Here is an 18,090-nt window from a genome sequence, read left to right as displayed (position 1 = left end):
ACAATGAATTTATCCAACAAAAATATCGAAAGGAGTGTAAAAATGTTTCAAATAGGAATCGATATGGGCGGAACTTTTACAGATTTTATTGCTATAGGAAATGAAGAGTTTAAAACTGTCAAAGTCCCTTCAAATAAAGAATCCCCCATACAAACAGTACTAAGGGGGTTAGAAGAATTAGCTACTAATTTTAATATGCCATTAGGAGAGTTTCTTTCAAAAACCCATAAGCTAGTTCATGGAAATACTGTAGCAATTAATGCCTTGCTTCAAAGAAAAGGGGTAAAGACAGCTTTAATCTCTACAAAGGGATTTACGGATACATTAGAAATGAGGCGGGCCAGACTTGATAATCAATGGGATTTCTTTTCGCCTATTCCTAAAGTCTTAGTTCCTCGCCATTTGCGCCTGCCAGTATCAGAAAGAGTAGATTATAGCGGAAAAGTATTACAAGAATTAGTACAAGAGGATTTAGAAGAAATTCTAGAAAAGTTGCAAAAAGAGAAAGTAGAGTCTGTTGCTGTTTGCACTCTTTTCTCCTTCATGAATCCTTCCCATGAAAAAGCCATAAAGGAGTACATAGAAGAGAGACTTGACAATGTATTTGTGTCTGTATCAAGCGAAGTATCGCCAAAGCTTGGAGAGTACGAAAGGGTTTCAACAACTGTGCTTAATGCTTATTTGACTCCACTAGTGTCTCGTTATCTTGATGAATTATCCCATGCTCTTAAAGAGCGCGGGCTTAAAACAGACATTCTATTAGTTCAAAACAATGGAGGTTTAGCTCATATATCCTATGCTAAGGATTTTGGCGTAAAAGGATTGTTTTCAGGTCCAGCTGCAGGAAGTAGCGGTGCAAAAGCATTAGGGGAGAGAGTATTAGAATCAAATCTTATCTTAGTAGATATGGGAGGAACCAGCTTTGATGTAAGCTTAGTAAGCGATTATGAGATTAAAATTATGCCAGAAGCTGTCGTAGGAGGATATCCAGTAAACTTACCTCTTGTTGATATCGAATCCGTAGGCATTGGTGGGGGGAGTATTGCTAGTATAGGTGTAGGCGCAATGCTATCTGTAGGTCCACAGTCTGCGGAATCTTACCCAGGTCCTGCTTGCTACGATAGGGGTGGTGAAGAACCTACGATTACAGATGCAGCTTTAGTTTTAGGCTTCATTGAAGAGGGAGATTTTGGTGGCAAAACGATGAAAATCAGAAAAGATCTTGCAGCTCAAGCTATTGAAGATAAAATTGCTAAGCCTTTGCATATGAGTGTAGAAGACGGAGCGTACGGAATATATCAAATTGCACTGGCCAAAATGGTCGATGCGGTTCATCTTATGACGATTCAAAAAGGACATGATCCAAGAGATTTTGCACTCTGCGCAGTTGGAGGAGCATCTCCAATTTTTGCTTGTAATATTGCAGAGGAAATTGGCGCTAAGATAACGATTATTCCTGCTAATGGAGAAGTCTTTTGTGCTCAGGGAATGCTCGAATCTCAAATTAAATTAGATATGGTACAAAGCATCGTTCAACAACTAGCTCAAGTACATTTTGATGAAATCAACAGCACTTTAAAGGGATTAAAAGAGGATGCGACTTCTCAGCTAAAAGCTCAAGGTCTTTTAGCAGAAAATCTTACGTACAAATTTCTCTTTGAAATACGATACGAAGACCAACATCACACATTGCCTGTTCAGTTTAAAGGAGAAGAATTAGATGAGCACAATATAAAAGAGCTTCTCGATGAATTTCACAATTTACACGAAAAGAATTACGGCTATTCAGAGAAAAATCAAGAGTGCACTTTAATTAGCATACGATTAGAGATGTGGGAAGAGTCTTTAGATCAAATATCTCAAATAGAAAGGCCCGTAGCTTCTGTAGAACCATTAATACCTAGGTATAGGAAGGTATACTTTGATGGTAAAGGCGTATATGACGAGATTCCCGTTTACAAAGAAAAAGAACTTTCACAAAATCATATCATAGCAGGCCCTGCATTAATCGAAAAGGATTATACAAGTATTTTTATCAATCCTCGCTTTGAAGGGAGCTTTAACGAACATGGTGATTTTATTCTAAGAAAAAGGGGGAGCCATATATGAGTATAGATGATGTCATTCTAAAGTCCGTTATCGCACATCGTTTAGATACGATTTCCAAAGAAATGGGGGTAGCATTAGAAAGATCTTCTAGGTCTCCTATTTTTGCAGAAGCTTGTGATTTTGCCTGCGGCGTTACCAATCACAAAGGAGAGCTCATATCCCAATTAAATGGAATACCAATTTTAGCTGCTGCAGGAGCTTTTAGCGTTCAAGCGATTATTGAAAAGTATGGAGAAGAGATTAAAGATGGGGATGTGTTCATCATTAATGATCCTTACTGGGGCGGAAATCATCTTCCAGACATTGGCATAATCACTCCAGTATTTTATGAAGAAGAGTTAGTCTTCTTTACCGTAAGTCGTGCACATCATGGAGATATTGGTGGTTCTGTGGCAGGCAGTTATAATACGAAAGCCACAGAGATATTTCAGGAAGGGATTCGAATTCCACCTACAAAGATGGCTACAAAAGATGGAATCATCTACGAAGTATTAGATCTCATTACCTACAATACAAGAAATCCTAACATGATGCGAAGTGATTTTTACGCTCAAATGGGAGCCAATAAAATAGGGAAGAATCGATTGATTTCACTACTTGAAAAATACGGATTAGAAAAAGTCAAAGAAATACTAGTTTCTATCCTGAAAAGCGCAGAAGAATTGGCTAAAAGTGAAATCGCAAAATTTCCTCAAGGAACTTATATTGGCGAAGAATGGCTGGATGATGATGGATTTCAAGAAGAGCCCATTAAAATTAAGGCCTCTGTCACTTTTAATGGCGATGAAGTCTTGATTGATTTTACAGGTAGTGATGAACAAGTTACAGGTTTTGTAAACTGTGGTTTAGTCACTACAAAATGTGCCTCCTATATTGGATTACTGTGGGCTCTTTCTCCTGAAATCCCCCGAAATAGTGGCGGGTTTAGGCCAATAAACATCATTGCGCCTAAAGGCAGTATAATAAATCCCCATGAAGGTGCACCAGTAACCATGTCTACTTTACATTGTGCAAGCGAAATTATTGCAGCAATCCTAAAGGCTTGTGCTAAAGCTGTACCTGAGAGAATTCCAGCAGGTTTTGGTCGTTATTTAGGACCTTCTTTCTACGGAACGGACCCTAGAAATGAAAAGTATTACGTAGGTTTTACCTTCTGCTCTCTAGGTTCTGGTGGTGGAAAATGCGGTCAAGATGGTTATCCTTATATGGCTGCTTTTTCAAATTATGGTGGTGTTCAAGCGCCAAATAATGAATCCAATGAAATTCAGTATCCAGTTCTCACTTTAAATCATCATCTAGTCACCGATACTGCAGGCTCAGGAGAGTACCGAGGAGCTCCAGGAGTCAAATACGAGTATCAATTCTACGGTCATGATCAAAGTATAGTCATGTGGGGAGATGGAATGAAAATAGCACCATATGGATTAGAAGGTGGAAAGTTAGGCAGCACGAATAAGAATTCCCTTACTACCAAAAAAAATGGTTCAGAGGTATTACCAAGCAAAACGGCACCTCGAAGAATTGACTCAGGAGATAGTATATTAATTATATCCTCTGGTGGAGGAGGTTGGGGTGACCCTTATAAGAGAGAACGAGAAAAGGTCTATGAAGATTTTATAAACGGTTATATCAGTCAAGAAAAAGCAGAAAAAGATTATGGAGTGGTTTTATCACACGCTGGAGTAAACATAGAAAAAACAAGAAAATTAAGAAATGTGGAGGGAAAGTAAATGAATAATGTGAGTATGGCACAAAAGGTAGAAAGTAGGAAAAAAACGCGTTTTGATACGAAGGCACTTGTTGGTGCTGTGATTTTGGGGATTGTTTTTGTTCTCGTACAACAAATTGCACATAGAATTGACGCTTTAATTAACCCAGCTAGTACGATTATTGGTGGAGTAACTTGGGCTATGTTTACAGGACTCACTGTCCTCTTATTTAAACAGCCGGCGGGCCTTATTACTGTAGAAGTGCAGGCTCTAGTAGCAGTAGCATCGGGTCTGTCTCCTTTATCTATTTTCTTTATTCCATCTAATGGCTTGGCCTCTATTGGCTACACTCTTGTTACTTGGAAGTTTTCTATGGAAAAGTGGTCACACCATTTATTGGCTCAAATCGTTTCTAATGTATTAGGAAATATCGTAGTAGGGATTGGTTTGTATATGGTTCTTGCAGTGCCTATTCCTGCGATACTCGTATCTAGTACGATTACGACTTTAGTAGGTGTTGTTGGTGGCACTATTCTTACAAAAAAAGTATATGAGGGCATTCATAAATCTGGAGTACTAAAATAAGGAGGACAAAATGAATCAAGACTGGAGAGCATTTATAAAAGAGTACGAAGATCAAGGGGGAGAAATCCTTTCCATTAAAGAAGGGTTAAATAGAGAATACGAACCTACAGGAATTATGATGGAACTAGAAAGACAAAAGCGTTATCCATTAGTTCACTTTGAAAAAATAGCGGGTTCTGAGTTTTCTGTTATAGCCAATACCATTGGCACAAGAGAGAGGCTTGCCCTATCTTTAGGTGTAGAAGTAAAGGACTTGTACAGCGTATTAGCAGACAGGATTAAAAATAGCATAGAACCAGAAATCATTGAAAATGCACCTTTTAAGGAAAATTGTCTACAAGGAGAGGAATTAGATTTAACAAAACTTCCTATATTGACTCATTTTCCAGTAGATGCAGGTCCTTATATTACTGCAGGCTTGGTGACGGCGAAAGATCCTGTATCTGGAGCAGATACCTGTGGATATCACAGAATGCAATTAAAGGGCAAAGATAAATTAGCTATAAGTCTTCATTCTCGCCAACGATTGTGGGAGTATTTTAGAAGAGCTGAAGAAATGGGGAAAAATTTAGAGGCAGCTGTAGTCTTAGGTGTTCACCCTGCTATATCTATGGGATCTATGGCGTTAGTTCCTTATGATCAAGGTAAATTTCCTCGAATGGGTGGACTCATACAAGAACCTTTAAAGATCTCACCATGTACCACTATCAATGTAGAGGTGCCTGCTTATGCAGAAATTGTTATTGAAGGAGAAATTCTTGCAGGAGTACGAGAGCCAGAGGGCCCATTTGCAGAGTTTACGAATTATGCATGCCATAGAAGTACAGAAAATGTCTTTAAGCCAAAAGCGATTTACTATCGAAATAATGCCATTTATCAATCCATTACACCTGGAATGTGTGCAGAACACAATACGGTTATTGCCGTGCAAAGAGAAGGGGATGTATTAAAAGCATTAAAAGAAAATATCCCTAATATCGTAGATGTACATGTGCCTGTATCTGGATGTGGGTGGTTTCATTGTTATATCTCTATGAAGAAAATAGCAGAAGGTCAACCAATGCAAGCTATTTTGACGGCACTGGGTATGGATTTTAATCTAAAACATGTGGTGGTAGTAGATGAAGATGTAGACGTTCAGGACGAAGCCCAAGTTTTATGGGCTATTGCTACGAGAGTACAGGCAGATAGGGATGTACACATTATTCCGCAACATATGGCTATGGGAGTTACATTAGATCCATCTACAGATGAACTCAGTAGAAGTGCAAAAATGGGAATCGATGCTACAAAACCTCTTGATAATTTTCCTGAGAGCATCAAACTTCACCCAGAAGCCATGAAAAAAGCTAGAGAAATCTTAGGGAAGATCAAATAGCATTAGGAGGAATAAAATGCTAGAGGTAAAAATTAAAAACCTTTGCTATGCTGAGGGCGAGGAATGGAGTTTAGAAGAAATTAATACTCATATTGAATATGGAGAACTCGTCTTTTTAACTGGTTCTCCACGTTCTGGTAAGACTACCTTGTGCCAGGTGGTAGCTGGAGTTCTTCCGAATTTTACAGATTGTATTCTAGAGGGCACGGTTCAATTAGATGGTGAAGATATTGTTACTAAAGATTTGCCAGAGGTAGCAGGTAAGGTTGCATATGTACGGGATGAACCAAAAAACCAGCTTTTTTCCTTTACTGTAGAGGAAGATTTGGGATTTGGACCTTGTAGCCTTCTTGTTGAGGAAGAAGAAGTAAAGAGGAGAATTAAAAGAGCATTAGATTTTGTGGGTTTAGAAGGCTATGAAAAGAGAAAAAGCCATACCTTATCAGGAGGAGAAGCCCAAAGAGCCGTCTTGGCATCTGTACTGACTTTAGATCCTAAAATTCTCATATTAGATGAAGCTGTCACTCAAATTGATCCAAAGGGTAGAAAAGATATTTATGAAAGATTGGGTCAGATGGCTAAAAAGGAGAAGAAAATTGTCATTATTGTGGACAATAAAGTAGATAATTACTTTTCTATTGACCATAGACTACTAGTACTTGATGAGGGAAAACTTCTTTACGACGGACCAATGAGAAGAGATAAATTACCTAAATTTATTAAGCCAATAAAATCCCAAAAAGTTACCACTCTGTTTAAAACTTTAGATCCGGTTCTTTCTGTAGAAAATGTTTCTTTTCAATACGGCAATGGTGAGTTTGGTCTTGAGAACATCAACTTAAAGGTATATCCCGGTGAATTTATATCACTTATGGGTAAAAATGGAGCAGGTAAAACCACATTAGCAAAACACTTTAATGGACTGTATAAACCCAGCAAGGGGAATGTATGGGTGAAGAATATGAATACTAGAGAGCATTCAACAGCTCAATTGTCTAAAAAAGTGGGCTATTTGTTTCAAGATCCTCAAATTCAGCTATTTACGAACTCTGTAGAAGAAGAAGTCTCTTTTGCATTAAGAGTACAAAAGCTACCTAAAGACGAAATAGTAGAAAGAACCAAAAAGATATTAGATGAGATGAATTTAAGCCAATATGCACAAGACCATCCCTATACATTGTCTAAGGGAGATGTGCAAAAATTGGCATTAGCTTCTAGCTTAATTAATGAACCAGAAATCTTAATTATCGATGAACCTACATCTCAAATGAGCTTTGTTGAAAGTTGGAGAATTATGGAGATTATTTCCCGATTGACTCAAAAAGGCGTTGCAGTAATCATGATTTCTCATGATCTAGAATTGGCACTTCATTACTCTAGCAGAATGGTAGTTTTAAAAGAAGGCCATATTGAATTGGATATACGGACTAATGAATGTTTTATATATAAAAAGGAATTGTACGATTTAGGTTTAGATATCTGTGAAGATGGTAAAAAAGGAGAAGAAATGTATGAAACTATTGTTGGGATATAAGGAAGGGACGTCTTTTATTCATAAATTAGATCCACGGATAAAACTTCTTTGGCTAGTAGCCAATCTTCTATTTATCCTGTTCTTTGCAAATACCACATTTCTTATAGTATGCTTTGCCCTTGTTTTACTGATCACCTCCCTTTCGCGAATTAGCCTTAAGGTTTACGTGCCCATGCTTAAGGTTATGGCTGTAATTGGAATACAGTTTATACTCTTAGAGGGTCTTTTAATTCATGAAGGGAGAGTGCTCTTTCAAATAGGACCCTTTCCTTTCTATTTAGGAGGGGTTTTCATAGGGTTAAATGGAATTCTTCGATTGATTTGCTTGGCTTTTTCTTTTCTACAATTTTTAATGTGGACTTCCCCTCAAGAATTGACTCTTCTTACAGTCAAACTAGGACTTCCTCACAAATACGCTATTTTAACAGGAATGACATTGTATTTTCTCCCAGTAATTGAAAAGGATCTTAAAGAAATATATGAAAGTCAACAATCAAGAGGATTAGAATTGAGCACTACTTTTCAAAAGGTTAAGGGATTGTTTCCTGTAATCATGCCACTAATTCTTCGCTCCTTAAAAAGAACAAAGGAAGTAGCCCTTTCTATGGAGCTAAAAGGCTATACTAGGTATTCAACTCGTACTTTTTTAGGTAGCATTTCATTTAAGACGGTGGATTATATAGCATTATATATCATGGTAATGTATTTTGGTTCTTTATTTATCCTTCAAATTCTTTAAGTTTCAGGTTTTAATTTTTTTCGAGTAATGCGATAAACTGTATAAGCTGTGATACCTTTAAAAATACTCGAAAGTGAAATGCTCATCCACACTCCACTTAAACCAAAATACCCTACTAAAAAATAGGCCATAGGAATTCTTAAGCTAGTAAAAAGAATGCTAATGCTAGACGAAATCTTAGGTTTACCTAAACCGGTAAAATAGCCATTAGATGTGTACTCTATAGCGCTAAATACTTGAGAAAAAGCGAGAATCATAAGGTAGGATGAAGTAATTGATATGGTATTGACTTCTCGAATAAATAGTCGAATTATGGGTCTATTGAAAAACAAAAACAATAACGTCATAAAACTAGCGTAAAAGATACTTAATTTACTGGCTGATCTGTATCCTTCTAAAATTCGGTCGTATTTTTTTGCACCATAATTTTGCCCAGTAAAAGCTGCCATAGCACCACTTAATCCACCTGTGACCATATAGGTAACAGACTCTATTTGTAGACCGATTTTTTGAGCGGCAATCGCATCCGAACCAAAGGATGCGATGATTCTAGCGAGCAATATGTTTATTAAAGTGAATAGAACCCTTTGAGAAGCATTTGGCAATCCCAAAACAAGGATTTTCTTTGCCTTATTCGAAACTACACCGTATTTTGGCTCAAATTTAAAGATTCCATTAGAATAAACTAAAAATAAAACAAACATGACTCCATTAGCAACTAATGTGCCAAGAGCTGCGCCGACCACACCAAGTTTCAACCCATAGATAAATAAGGGGTCAAAGATTCCATTTACGATGACGCCGATAACGCTGATTTTTAAGGATAATTGGTTGTTTCCATAACTACTAAGAAGTCGTATAAAAAGGGTATTAAAAAAATTGAAAAATAGTATTATGGCGTGAAGTGCCAGATACTTATAAGCGTAGTCTTCTACTATAGGATTACTGATGTTTAAAAATCCAACTAGTAAATTACCCGCTAATACCAAAATAATACCGTAGAGCAAAGCCAAAACAAGATTGATGGCTAAGCCAGTATTAATGTATTGCCTTACCTTTATTGCGTCTTTTTCACCTAAAGCATGTGAAACCTTTATTCCCGTGCCGATTACGACTAATGCGTTGATGGAATAACCTAGACCAATATAAAAGCTTGCCGAGCCAATACTGGCCACAGCATCGCTACCTAAACCACCTACTAATAGCATGTCATAAAGGTTGTATGTAAATTGCAGTAAAGAACTGCCCATTATAGGTAGCGCTAATTTAGTCAAAACATTTGTAACTTTACCTTCTGTCAAATCGATATATTTCATATATTGTCGTCCTATTCTTTTTCTTTATTTCTACTTTACAAAGATGTTCTATTTTATGTTTATTATTTTACTGAAAGTACCAAAGCGGAAAGTCGAAAGTTGAAACTTTTCTAAGCGTAAGGTGATTCATCTCTTGATTCACATATTTTTTAAAGCCACCGAAGGTGGCTAAATGCTGGTGGCTGAACGCTAATTACTGTCTTTAAATATGCATCCTCTTGTCCAATTCAATTTTAATATTTTCCCCTTCAAAGATAAGGATTGCAGACAAAAATATAATGCTTATTGCAACGCAAATAATAGAGGGGTAATACACAGTAATCCAATCAAATAACACAAATACAATTGGTATGATTCCAAATAATCCATCTAAGAGCAAATATACGATATAGTCTCTAACACTCAAACGCATGATTTTAGCTGTAATATACATGACAAACATGGCAGCAACATAGCTGATAGGGAGGACATAATCTAAGGACCATCCTCTCCAACCAATTCTCCAATCCCAAAGTATAGAGAGTATCGACAATAAGGATACTTGCCACATAATAGTCTTGGCGATATTATGTCTTTTTCGTATAACTACGATTAAGCTTAGCCACATGGTTACAAGAGCAAGCAAAACAAATAAGGGTGAGTTAATATTACTTGGGAAAATCTCCTTTAATGCAAAACTAACCACTAATGCAGCAATAGATATAAATGCGGTAATACGAAGTGCTAAATGACTTTGGAAAATCAGTGGAACCGTTGGAAACAGCGTTTCTTCTTCGTCATGGGTATCTGGCAGCGAATTTTCACAAAGTGTGCACTGTAGTTTGTCTCCGCGAATATAAACTTTGCAATGGGAGCAATATTTCATAAAAAACTTCCTTTCAAGAATTTACATATTAGATGAAATTTCGATTTGAATACCCTTATTAGAAAGATGTTCGAAAAATCTCCTTTGGATTTCCGTATCTTTAAAGGGAGATGTAAAACTTATGACCAATCGATCCCCATAAGAGCACATGCAGATTTGAGGTCTTCTAGCGCTTGTGCAAACAGTAAATTGACGAATATAAGGCTCAAATTCTTCTGGCATTTGAACTTTTCCAATATTAGAAATGGCCCCAGTAATTCCTCTATCTACCAATTTATTGGCCATGCGAATAGAGTAGTCTTTTATAGGCAGTGGAATGATCCTCATAAATGGATTCTTTTCTAGAGAAATGAGGCGATTAATCTTGTAGTTGATCTTGTCTACAGTCAAATCTTTTTGAAAAGATTCTGTAATGCTTTCGATGATATCTTTTAGCTCTGTTTCTTCTTTTCTAAATTGGTAACTCACATTCATCGTACTAAAGAAGTTTCTTGCAGTGTCTGATTCAAAGAATTGTCTTAAATTTATAGGTACAGATAAAACAATAGGTCGTCTTCGTTCAATAGCATTCATCTCTTTATAAATGGAATAGATGAATAAAGCGGCAAGATAAATTGTTAAAGAGGTATTGTTCTTTTTTGCTTCGCCTAATACAGCTTTTACAGACATAGTTCCCTCAATTAATTTCATTCTATTTTCTTCTGTTCTTTTTCCGCGAATTCGGTGAGCTTTTATTCTTTTATTATGGTCTATTACATTTCGTGTAAACCCATTGTCGCCTATAAAGTGTTTGTTAAAACTATCATCCATTTTCTTCTTAATAGAAGCATTGTAGTCTAAAGCTGGCTTATAATTCTTAAATTGCTCCTCATAGCGGTAAACTAAATAGTGGTATACTAAGGTCTGTAAAAAGAGCAGAGCGCCTTTTCCATCAGAAAGAGCATGAAAGATTTCAAGGCTAATTCGCTTATGATAATAAAATACGCGAAACAAGAGGTTTTTCGTATTTTTATTATAGATTGGCGCACATATAGAAAGAGATTCTTCTGACACTTCAGGAATCAAATCGCTGGATTCAAAATAATACCAAAATACTCCTCTTCTTAAAATAGATTTAAAAAAAGGAAAACTTTCAATGGTTTTGTTTAATGCTTTCTGTAATATGTTAGGGTCAATCATTTCATAAAGTTCACAGGATAAACGAAATACTTTAGTATCTAGCTCATTTGCAGTAGCAGGAAAATATTTGGATGCATTATCTAATTTGGTCCATTCCACGCTTTTGCTCTGTTTCAATTTCATTTCTCCCTTCTAATTCTTCTCTTTTAAAAATAAGTTAATAATTTTATAGGTTTTTTTTAAGTACTTTGACTTCCAGGGCAAGGAAAAAAAACCATGTAAAGCACCCTTCATGCGATATATTTTTACACTATTTCCAAAATCCATCAACCTTGCACCATAAGATTCTCCTTCGTCTCTCAGTGGGTCATACTCTGCTGTGATGATCAAAGTCTTTGGCTGATTTTTTAAATCCTGAGCCATCAAAGGAGCTACATAAGGATTTTTTCTTTTATTCTTGTCAGGAACATACAAATCCATGTAATCCTCTAGACGCTTCGATGTCATAATATAATTTTCCCCATTTTCAACAATAGAAGGAAAGGGGGCTTTTTCACTATGGTCATAGTAGGTAGAGGGATATATTAAAATCTGTTTATTAATCTTAAATTCACCACGATCTCTCGCCATAAGAGAAACAACTGCAGCAAGATTCGCTCCTGCACTATCACCGATCAGAGTAATATCCTCCGTTTTACAATGAAAGAGATGAGGATTCTCATAGAGTGCTCTAGTTGCTTCGTAACAGTCTTCTAGTCCAATAGGAAAGGGATGTTCAGGTGCTAAACTGTAATCCACAGCAACCACAGTGTGTTTAGTCTGTTTTGCCATATAAGCACATACATTAGTGTAAGAATCAATATTTCCAGTCACCCATCCACCACCATGAAAGAAGATTAACACTTTATAGTGTTCCTGTTTTCTTGGTTTAAAAACACGAACAGGAATCTCTCTGCCATCTATAAAAATTTTATAGTCTAGTAAATTGTATAGAGGTTTAAGGGGCTTAATATAAGGATTAAAAATATTGAGTGCTTTTCGGTGGAATTTATATATTTTCTTGATGCTTATAGAAGAAAAGGTAAGAAACTCTAGCGCTTTCCTTTTTATGGGGTTCATAATAGCACCTCTCTTTCTCTATAGGGTGGCTGTTATTGTAAAATTTAATTTGATTCACGCATTAATTATAGTATGATTAGATTATATACTGTTCATAGAAAACTTGCACGGATTAATAATTTGCGGTAACCAACGAACTAAGCGAAAGCTAAGTTTTGGCTGTAGATATATAATGTAGCAGACAAATAGCTTGTCGTTTTGGATGTGGAATCATATATCTACGCAAATGAAAGCGTAGCTTTTATTTCGTGAGTGGCGCGACTTCAGAAAGTTGCAAAGCGAGTTTCTGAAGTGAACATTTCAACCCCCAAAAAAGGTAGGCGTCTAAATGGATTCTCTGATTAAAAAACAATTAAAACAGATCGAAAAGCAAGAAAATAAATTTTTAAGTAAAGAAAAAAACACCTTTATACAATCTAAGATAAACCCTATTAGGCAAAAAATTGAAGGGAAGATTCCAGAAGGTTTAAAGACAACTCTTGATGCTGCTTTTATGAAAGGGTTTCAATTAGTCTTTGTGAAGGGAAATGACTACATCGAAAAGACCTATAAAAAAGATCAGATGCAATTAGAACACGAGTTAAATAATTATGCAGTAGAGAAAAGTCTCAGCAAGAAATATATTAAAAAGCTGGATAAAGAAGCCAATAGCTCTAAAAGAATTAATTCTACCTTATCTGTATTAGAGGGGGGCGTACTAGGTGTCTTAGGTATTGGTTTACCAGATATTCCGTTGTTTATATCCGTGATTATGAGAACCATTTATCAAGTATCTCTTAGCTATGGATATGATTATGAGAAAGATGAAGAAAAGCAGTATGTTTTACTTCTAATATGTGGAGCCATCACTTATGGAGAAGAGCAAAAAGAATATAATGAGCAGATTAATGTCTTAGGTGAAAAGATTGATCAAAAAACTTCTTTAGGGGATGATCTGAAAGAATATATAAAGACAACTTCGGATTTACTATCAAATTCCCTATTAACTGCGAAATTTATACAAGGGATTCCAATTGTGGGAGTCGTAGGAGGGGCAATCAATTATAGTATGGTCAGCAAAATAGGAAAATACGCATCAATTAAGTACAAGAAAAGGTATTTATTGAGTAAAATTAAACCTTAAGATTTATAAAAAATTAATTTCATATGGATGTTTGAATGAATATGTGATATATTCTTATTTATGATGATAAGAAGTAGGATGTATGAAATCAGATGCTAGATAAAAATGACTTGATGAAATTAGAAATATGAGACTAATATCTAACATCTATATGGGGATATGGCGCAGTTGGGAGCGCGCTTGAATGGCATTCAAGAGGCCAGGGGTTCGAATCCCCTTATCTCCACCATATTAAGAGTTTTTTTGAATAAAATGACCCCTTGATTTCAAGGGGTTTTGTCATGTACTAGAATAGTTTTCCTTCTAATAAAATTCTTATTCTAATATAGATGATCAAACGTAACTGCTACCGTTTGTGGTTTAAGAGGTTTTACTTAGAACTTACAACATAGAGCTTAGAACGAATGCGCCGCAGGCGCATTGTCTAACTTATTTCTTTTTCTGCCAATCTTTTCTTGAGAGCTTCTTCTAGTGCGGACACTAATTGGTCGGCACAAGATGTATTGTTTCTACATACAATTCCTCTAAGCTTTTTAATTACTTCCTCTACAGGCATTCCTTCAACAAGTCTACTAATAGCTTGGAGATTTCCTGAACAGCCATTAGTGAAATGAACATTCTTTACTAAACCGTCCTTAATATCAAAATTAATTTCACTAGAACATACTCCATTAGTATGATATGTAATCATTTAAAACACCCTTTCATATTAAATTCTGTCTTTTGAATTGTATCATCTATATATAATTATAATCAATAGGACATTGTATTACTCAAAACATAAATAGTTGAGAGGAGTTATTAAATAATAGAATAAAAAATAATAAAAATACAATTGATATATGTACATACTTATGGTAGACTTACAGCAAGAGAATGTAATATCGTTTACATAAGCAGAGTAGGAAATAGCGCGTTAAGTGCCGTTTGAATGGGAAGTTGTCGACGGACGAAAAATCATCACGATTTGCGGTACTATTTCTGCATCCACTGCCACAGAAGAGTTCTCTTCTCTAATGTGGTACATGCCATATAAGAGAGGAGGTGCTCATATGAAGGATACGAGGAAACTAGTTTTCTTAGCTTTATTCATTGCGCTACAAATTGTACTAACTAGGTTTTTGTCTATACAAACACCTATCGTAAGAATTGGATTCTCCTTCTTACCTTTAGCAATATCATCTATGATGTTTGGTCCTTTGTTAGGAGGCGTTGCTGCAGCAGTAGCAGATATTATTGGAATGATGCTTTTTCCATCAGGTGGGGCGTATTTTCCAGGTTTTACACTAACTGCTTTTTTAACAGGTGCAGCTTATGGTTTGTTTCTTTATAATAAACCAAAGACATTTATCAGAATCACTCTTGCAGTAGTATTTGTTTCTTTATTCATTAATTTAGGACTAGATACTCTATGGATAAAGATGATAACAGGAAATGCATACTTAGCTATTTTACCAACCCGAGTTATAAAATCATTAATCATGATTCCAATTCAAGTTTCATTAATCCAAATCATGTGGCGCTACGTAGTGAGCCGTTTGAATATTATGAAAACAGCAACAATATAACTAAAATATGAGGAGCTTTGCTTTTGCAAGGCTCTTTTTATATAATTGGAAAGTCCTACTTTTGACATTGTCTCCTGCCCAGTCATCCTGAGTGTAAGCGAAGGATCTTGACCCAAGAGGAATGCCCTAATGCTAGTGACTAATGCGCCACAGGCGCTCTCTTATAGTGCACCCAGCGTGAGTGCACTATAACTGAATAGCTATTTTGAAAAATAGATGATTTATAAATAGTATGAGCAAATTAATTATTTTGGGTTTTTCTATTACATTATAAGGAAATCATCTGAGATGAATGGTTTAAAGAAGTATAGACAGTATTTAAGTTTATGCTGCTTTTTTGCAGTGTAAATTATAAATAGTATGTAGTTTTCTATAATTAATTGGACGCATATGAAAAAATGAAATATGTCCCCTCTATGTATTGTTTTCTTTAATATACTTAGTAAATATAAAAATACAGAGTCATTACAATAAGGCATGGAATAATAAAAAACAGAAATTTCAATCCTATGTTTCCACGATGATCTCGTACTTTGTTTTGTTCATCCTCATTAAATCCGACATATTCCCAGCCACCGCCACCTGCCCCGATCCCTTGGGCTAAAACTAAAGCGCACATAAAAAGGAAGACATTTCCTCTCTTAATGATTTCGTGATTCTCTAAAATAAGGCTCAGTATAAAAATAATGAATTGTGCGAAAGTTCCTAGTAGTATTGCTTTCACAACGGATACCACCTTTCGATGAAACCTAATAATTTAAATGTTTTTCAACACTATTTAGTGTTTATCGAGATTATACGTCATTATCTTGCCATCAATATCTGCTGATGCTTATATATAATTATAACAGAATTTATAAAAAATATTATATTTTAATCTGTTTATTATTTATTTAGGTAGGATTAAAAAGGATTATCCCCAGTTAATTCAAATCCATACTGATGCGACTGTTATTAACCAAAAATTCATGATAGATGTATTGATTTAGCAAATTTCTTACTAATTTTTTCCTCATATAAAAGCTTTGTGATATAATTATATGAAAAATTTATAAGCGGGTAGGAGCATTGTAATACCTAATAATGTTCTTTTATATTGCTAGTAAAATACAGAACACAATATCATATTAGCTAGGAAGTACAAAGAATGAAGATGAAAAGGAGTAAATAAATGGATTATTCACAAAAGAGTCTTGTTATTCATGAAGAACATAGGGGGAAAATTGAACTTGTATCGAAAGTTTCTGTTAAAAATAGAGAAGATTTAAGCATCGCTTATACTCCTGGAGTCGCAGAACCTTGCCGAAAGATACATGAGAATAAAGAGAGTGCTTATACTTATACATCAAAAGGAAACTTAGTAGCCGTTGTTAGTGATGGCAGTGCTGTTTTGGGTCTTGGAAATATAGGACCAGAAGCGGCTATGCCAGTTATGGAAGGAAAGTCCATTCTTTTTAAAGAATTTGCCAATGTAGATGCTTTTCCAATATGTCTAAATACTCAAAATGTAGATGAAATCATTCAGGCTATAAAATGGATTGCTCCAACTTTTGGCGGTATTAATCTTGAAGACATTAGTGCACCAAGATGCTTTGAAATAGAAGATAGATTAAAAGAAGAATTAGATATACCTGTTTTTCATGATGATCAACACGGTACGGCTATTGTAGTAACTGCAGGTATCATTAATGCTCTAAAAATCATTCGGAAAAGGTTAGAAGACATTAAAGTAGTAGTAAATGGTGCGGGAGCAGCAGGTGTGGCTATCGTTAAAATGCTTCTCAATTTAGGTGTAAAAGATATTATCTTGTGTGATAGTAAAGGAACCATATTTGAAGGATCATCAGATGTAAAATATAAAGTTGAAATTGCAAAAGTAACGAATAAAAAATTATTAAAGGGTTCATTAAAGGATGCATTGGTGGGAGCGGATGTGTTTATAGGTGTTTCCATAGCCAATATTGTAACGGAAGAGATGGTTCAATCTATGAAAAAAGACGCTATTATTTTTGGATTGGCTAATCCTACTCCTGAGATAATGCCTGATTTAGCCTTAAAAGCTGGAGCAAAAATAGTTGGTTCAGGACGATCTGATTTTGCAAATCAAGTAAATAATGTACTGGCTTTCCCTGGTATTTTTAGAGGTGCTTTTGATGTAAGGGCTAAAGAGATTAATGAGGAAATGAAATTGGCTGCGGCTTATGCTATAGCTGATTTAATTAGCGAAGAAGAGTTGCGAGAGGACTATGTAATACCAGATGCTTTTGATAAAAGGGTAGTAGATAAAATCGCCTCAGCGGTAAAAGAAGCTGCTGTTGCAACTGGAGTAAATAGAATATAAAGTGAAATAAGTATCCATAAAAGGGCGCAATAGGCGCTTTTTATTTTTTTGTAAAAAAGAGTTGACATTGATGGGAAATCTCTCTATAATAGGACAAGTCGCCACAAAAATCGACAAAATATCTCAAAGAAAAAGAGATTGTTGATTTTATAAGAAAAATAAAAAAGTGGTTGACAAAAGAAATAAAAAGAAGTATGATATAAAAGTTGTCTTTTGAGACAAGCAAAAGAAGAAAAGGACTTATAATTCTAAATTGTAAATTCTGAATTTAAAATTGCCGGAAAGGCAAGCCGTAGCTTATAGCCAATCAAACTTCGCCTTGAGGCTCGTTTTCTTGGATAAGCCTGGCATAGGTAATACTAATTACTTACCGCGTCACTGCGTTCCTTGTAAGCAAAGTATTACTCTAAAGGTATTTGAAAATAGAATAGTGCACACAAACCCAAGCAAATTAGTTGCGAGTCTTTAGGACAAGCAACATTAAAGTAATAAAATGTAACAAGCCAGCAATTTATTTAGAGAGTTTGATCCTGGCTCAGGACGAACGCTGGCGGCGTGCTTAACACATGCAAGTCGAGCGAGATT

General features: G+C 35.5%; 15 protein-coding genes, 1 tRNA gene, 1 rRNA gene and 1 riboswitch. Of the genes, 11 read left to right on the top strand and 6 right to left on the bottom strand.

The window, feature by feature from the left end; translation table 11 throughout:
• Window positions 1-42: 42 nt before the first annotated feature.
• Genes DES36_RS07870 through DES36_RS07845 form a run of 6 tightly spaced genes read left to right on the top strand, consistent with a single transcriptional unit; the run spans window position 43 to window position 8,054 of the window.
• Entirely contained in the window at window positions 43-2,109 is a 2,067-nt protein-coding gene (locus DES36_RS07870; RefSeq protein WP_170128231.1) for a hydantoinase/oxoprolinase family protein, read from the top strand.
• Window positions 2,106-3,839: a hydantoinase B/oxoprolinase family protein gene (locus DES36_RS07865; RefSeq protein ID WP_113920678.1), complete on the top strand. Its 1,734-nt coding sequence runs from the start codon at window positions 2,106-2,108 to the stop codon at window positions 3,837-3,839. The genes DES36_RS07870 and DES36_RS07865 overlap by 4 nt, the downstream gene beginning before the upstream one ends.
• A complete protein-coding gene (locus DES36_RS07860; protein ID WP_242981732.1) occupies window positions 3,840-4,403 on the top strand; it encodes a hypothetical protein in 564 nt (187 codons plus the stop codon).
• A gap of 10 nt (window positions 4,404-4,413) precedes the next feature.
• Complete coding sequence (locus tag DES36_RS07855) at window positions 4,414-5,781, top strand: UbiD family decarboxylase (RefSeq protein WP_113920677.1); 1,368 nt, start codon at window positions 4,414-4,416, stop codon at window positions 5,779-5,781.
• A 16-nt stretch (window positions 5,782-5,797) separates the two neighbouring features.
• Window positions 5,798-7,315: an ABC transporter ATP-binding protein gene (locus tag DES36_RS07850; protein ID WP_113920676.1), complete on the top strand. Its 1,518-nt coding sequence runs from the start codon at window positions 5,798-5,800 to the stop codon at window positions 7,313-7,315.
• On the top strand, window positions 7,293-8,054 hold the full coding sequence (locus tag DES36_RS07845; RefSeq protein WP_170128230.1) for an energy-coupling factor transporter transmembrane component T family protein: 762 nt from the start codon (window positions 7,293-7,295) through the stop codon (window positions 8,052-8,054). The genes DES36_RS07850 and DES36_RS07845 overlap by 23 nt, the downstream gene beginning before the upstream one ends.
• Here the strand turns inward: DES36_RS07845 and DES36_RS07840 are convergent.
• The 4 genes from DES36_RS07840 to DES36_RS07825 all read right to left on the bottom strand — a co-directional run bounded on the left by DES36_RS07840 (window position 8,051) and on the right by DES36_RS07825 (window position 12,473).
• Window positions 8,051-9,370 (bottom strand): MATE family efflux transporter, encoded by a 1,320-nt coding sequence (locus tag DES36_RS07840; RefSeq protein WP_113920674.1) that lies wholly within the window; start codon window positions 9,368-9,370, stop codon window positions 8,051-8,053. The two genes, DES36_RS07845 and DES36_RS07840, sit on opposite strands and share 4 nt — an antisense overlap.
• Before the next feature lie 202 nt (window positions 9,371-9,572).
• A complete protein-coding gene (locus tag DES36_RS07835; RefSeq protein ID WP_113920673.1) occupies window positions 9,573-10,235 on the bottom strand; it encodes a DUF6320 domain-containing protein in 663 nt (220 codons plus the stop codon).
• 21 nt (window positions 10,236-10,256) lie between these two features.
• Window positions 10,257-11,537, bottom strand: a complete 1,281-nt coding sequence (locus tag DES36_RS07830; RefSeq protein WP_242981731.1) for a hypothetical protein — start codon at window positions 11,535-11,537, stop codon at window positions 10,257-10,259.
• A 9-nt stretch (window positions 11,538-11,546) separates the two neighbouring features.
• Window positions 11,547-12,473: an alpha/beta hydrolase gene (locus tag DES36_RS07825; RefSeq protein ID WP_113920671.1), complete on the bottom strand. Its 927-nt coding sequence runs from the start codon at window positions 12,471-12,473 to the stop codon at window positions 11,547-11,549.
• 328 nt (window positions 12,474-12,801) lie between these two features.
• Here DES36_RS07825 and DES36_RS07820 point away from each other — a divergent pair, with 328 nt between their 5' ends.
• Both DES36_RS07820 and DES36_RS07815 read left to right on the top strand, forming a co-directional pair.
• Window positions 12,802-13,596, top strand: coding sequence for an EcsC family protein (locus tag DES36_RS07820; protein ID WP_113920670.1), 795 nt, complete (start codon window positions 12,802-12,804; stop codon window positions 13,594-13,596).
• 153 nt (window positions 13,597-13,749) lie between these two features.
• Window positions 13,750-13,825: transfer RNA gene (locus DES36_RS07815), tRNA-Ala, on the top strand.
• 195 nt (window positions 13,826-14,020) lie between these two features.
• Here DES36_RS07815 and DES36_RS07810 read toward each other — a convergent pair.
• A complete protein-coding gene (locus tag DES36_RS07810) occupies window positions 14,021-14,287 on the bottom strand; it encodes a TIGR03905 family TSCPD domain-containing protein (RefSeq protein ID WP_113920669.1) in 267 nt (88 codons plus the stop codon).
• 204 nt (window positions 14,288-14,491) lie between these two features.
• Window positions 14,492-14,591, top strand: a riboswitch (THF riboswitch).
• Between the two features lie 57 nt (window positions 14,592-14,648).
• Between DES36_RS07810 and DES36_RS07805 the strand changes: the two genes are divergently transcribed.
• Window positions 14,649-15,164 carry a folate family ECF transporter S component gene (locus DES36_RS07805; RefSeq protein ID WP_113920668.1) on the top strand — a complete coding sequence of 172 codons (516 nt, stop codon included), beginning with the start codon at window positions 14,649-14,651 and terminating at the stop codon, window positions 15,162-15,164.
• Window positions 15,165-15,603: 439 nt separating this feature from the next.
• Here the strand turns inward: DES36_RS07805 and DES36_RS07800 are convergent, their stop codons facing one another.
• The gene (locus DES36_RS07800) at window positions 15,604-15,888 is read right to left on the bottom strand and encodes a hypothetical protein (RefSeq protein WP_113920667.1); all 285 of its coding nucleotides are present in this window, start codon (window positions 15,886-15,888) and stop codon (window positions 15,604-15,606) included.
• Between the two features lie 447 nt (window positions 15,889-16,335).
• Between DES36_RS07800 and DES36_RS07795 the strand changes: the two genes are divergently transcribed.
• Entirely contained in the window at window positions 16,336-17,505 is a 1,170-nt protein-coding gene (locus DES36_RS07795) for an NAD(P)-dependent malic enzyme (protein ID WP_113920666.1), read from the top strand.
• Between the two features lie 512 nt (window positions 17,506-18,017).
• Window positions 18,018-18,090 (top strand): 16S ribosomal RNA (locus DES36_RS07790); the annotation flags it as partial.

This window comes from Alkalibaculum bacchi (genome assembly GCF_003317055.1).
GTDB lineage: Bacteria > Bacillota > Clostridia > Eubacteriales > Alkalibacteraceae > Alkalibaculum > Alkalibaculum bacchi.
Note: the sequence above shows the minus strand (reverse complement) of the source record. Positions and strands in the feature narration are given on the sequence as shown.

What these genes read in the sequence shown, in the direction of transcription:
- DES36_RS07870 (WP_170128231.1), top strand. Translation starts at nt 43, where the DNA reads ATGTTTCAAATAGGAATCGATATGGGCGGAACTTTTACAGATTTTATT.
- DES36_RS07865 (WP_113920678.1), top strand. Translation starts at nt 2,106, where the DNA reads ATGAGTATAGATGATGTCATTCTAAAGTCCGTTATCGCACATCGTTTA.
- DES36_RS07860 (WP_242981732.1), top strand. Translation starts at nt 3,840, where the DNA reads ATGAATAATGTGAGTATGGCACAAAAGGTAGAAAGTAGGAAAAAAACG.
- DES36_RS07855 (WP_113920677.1), top strand. Translation starts at nt 4,414, where the DNA reads ATGAATCAAGACTGGAGAGCATTTATAAAAGAGTACGAAGATCAAGGG.
- DES36_RS07850 (WP_113920676.1), top strand. Translation starts at nt 5,798, where the DNA reads ATGCTAGAGGTAAAAATTAAAAACCTTTGCTATGCTGAGGGCGAGGAA.
- DES36_RS07845 (WP_170128230.1), top strand. Translation starts at nt 7,293, where the DNA reads ATGAAACTATTGTTGGGATATAAGGAAGGGACGTCTTTTATTCATAAA.
- DES36_RS07840 (WP_113920674.1), bottom strand. Translation starts at nt 9,370, where the DNA reads ATGAAATATATCGATTTGACAGAAGGTAAAGTTACAAATGTTTTGACT.
- DES36_RS07835 (WP_113920673.1), bottom strand. Translation starts at nt 10,235, where the DNA reads ATGAAATATTGCTCCCATTGCAAAGTTTATATTCGCGGAGACAAACTA.
- DES36_RS07830 (WP_242981731.1), bottom strand. Translation starts at nt 11,537, where the DNA reads ATGAAATTGAAACAGAGCAAAAGCGTGGAATGGACCAAATTAGATAAT.
- DES36_RS07825 (WP_113920671.1), bottom strand. Translation starts at nt 12,473, where the DNA reads ATGAACCCCATAAAAAGGAAAGCGCTAGAGTTTCTTACCTTTTCTTCT.
- DES36_RS07820 (WP_113920670.1), top strand. Translation starts at nt 12,802, where the DNA reads ATGGATTCTCTGATTAAAAAACAATTAAAACAGATCGAAAAGCAAGAA.
- DES36_RS07810 (WP_113920669.1), bottom strand. Translation starts at nt 14,287, where the DNA reads ATGATTACATATCATACTAATGGAGTATGTTCTAGTGAAATTAATTTT.
- DES36_RS07805 (WP_113920668.1), top strand. Translation starts at nt 14,649, where the DNA reads ATGAAGGATACGAGGAAACTAGTTTTCTTAGCTTTATTCATTGCGCTA.
- DES36_RS07795 (WP_113920666.1), top strand. Translation starts at nt 16,336, where the DNA reads ATGGATTATTCACAAAAGAGTCTTGTTATTCATGAAGAACATAGGGGG.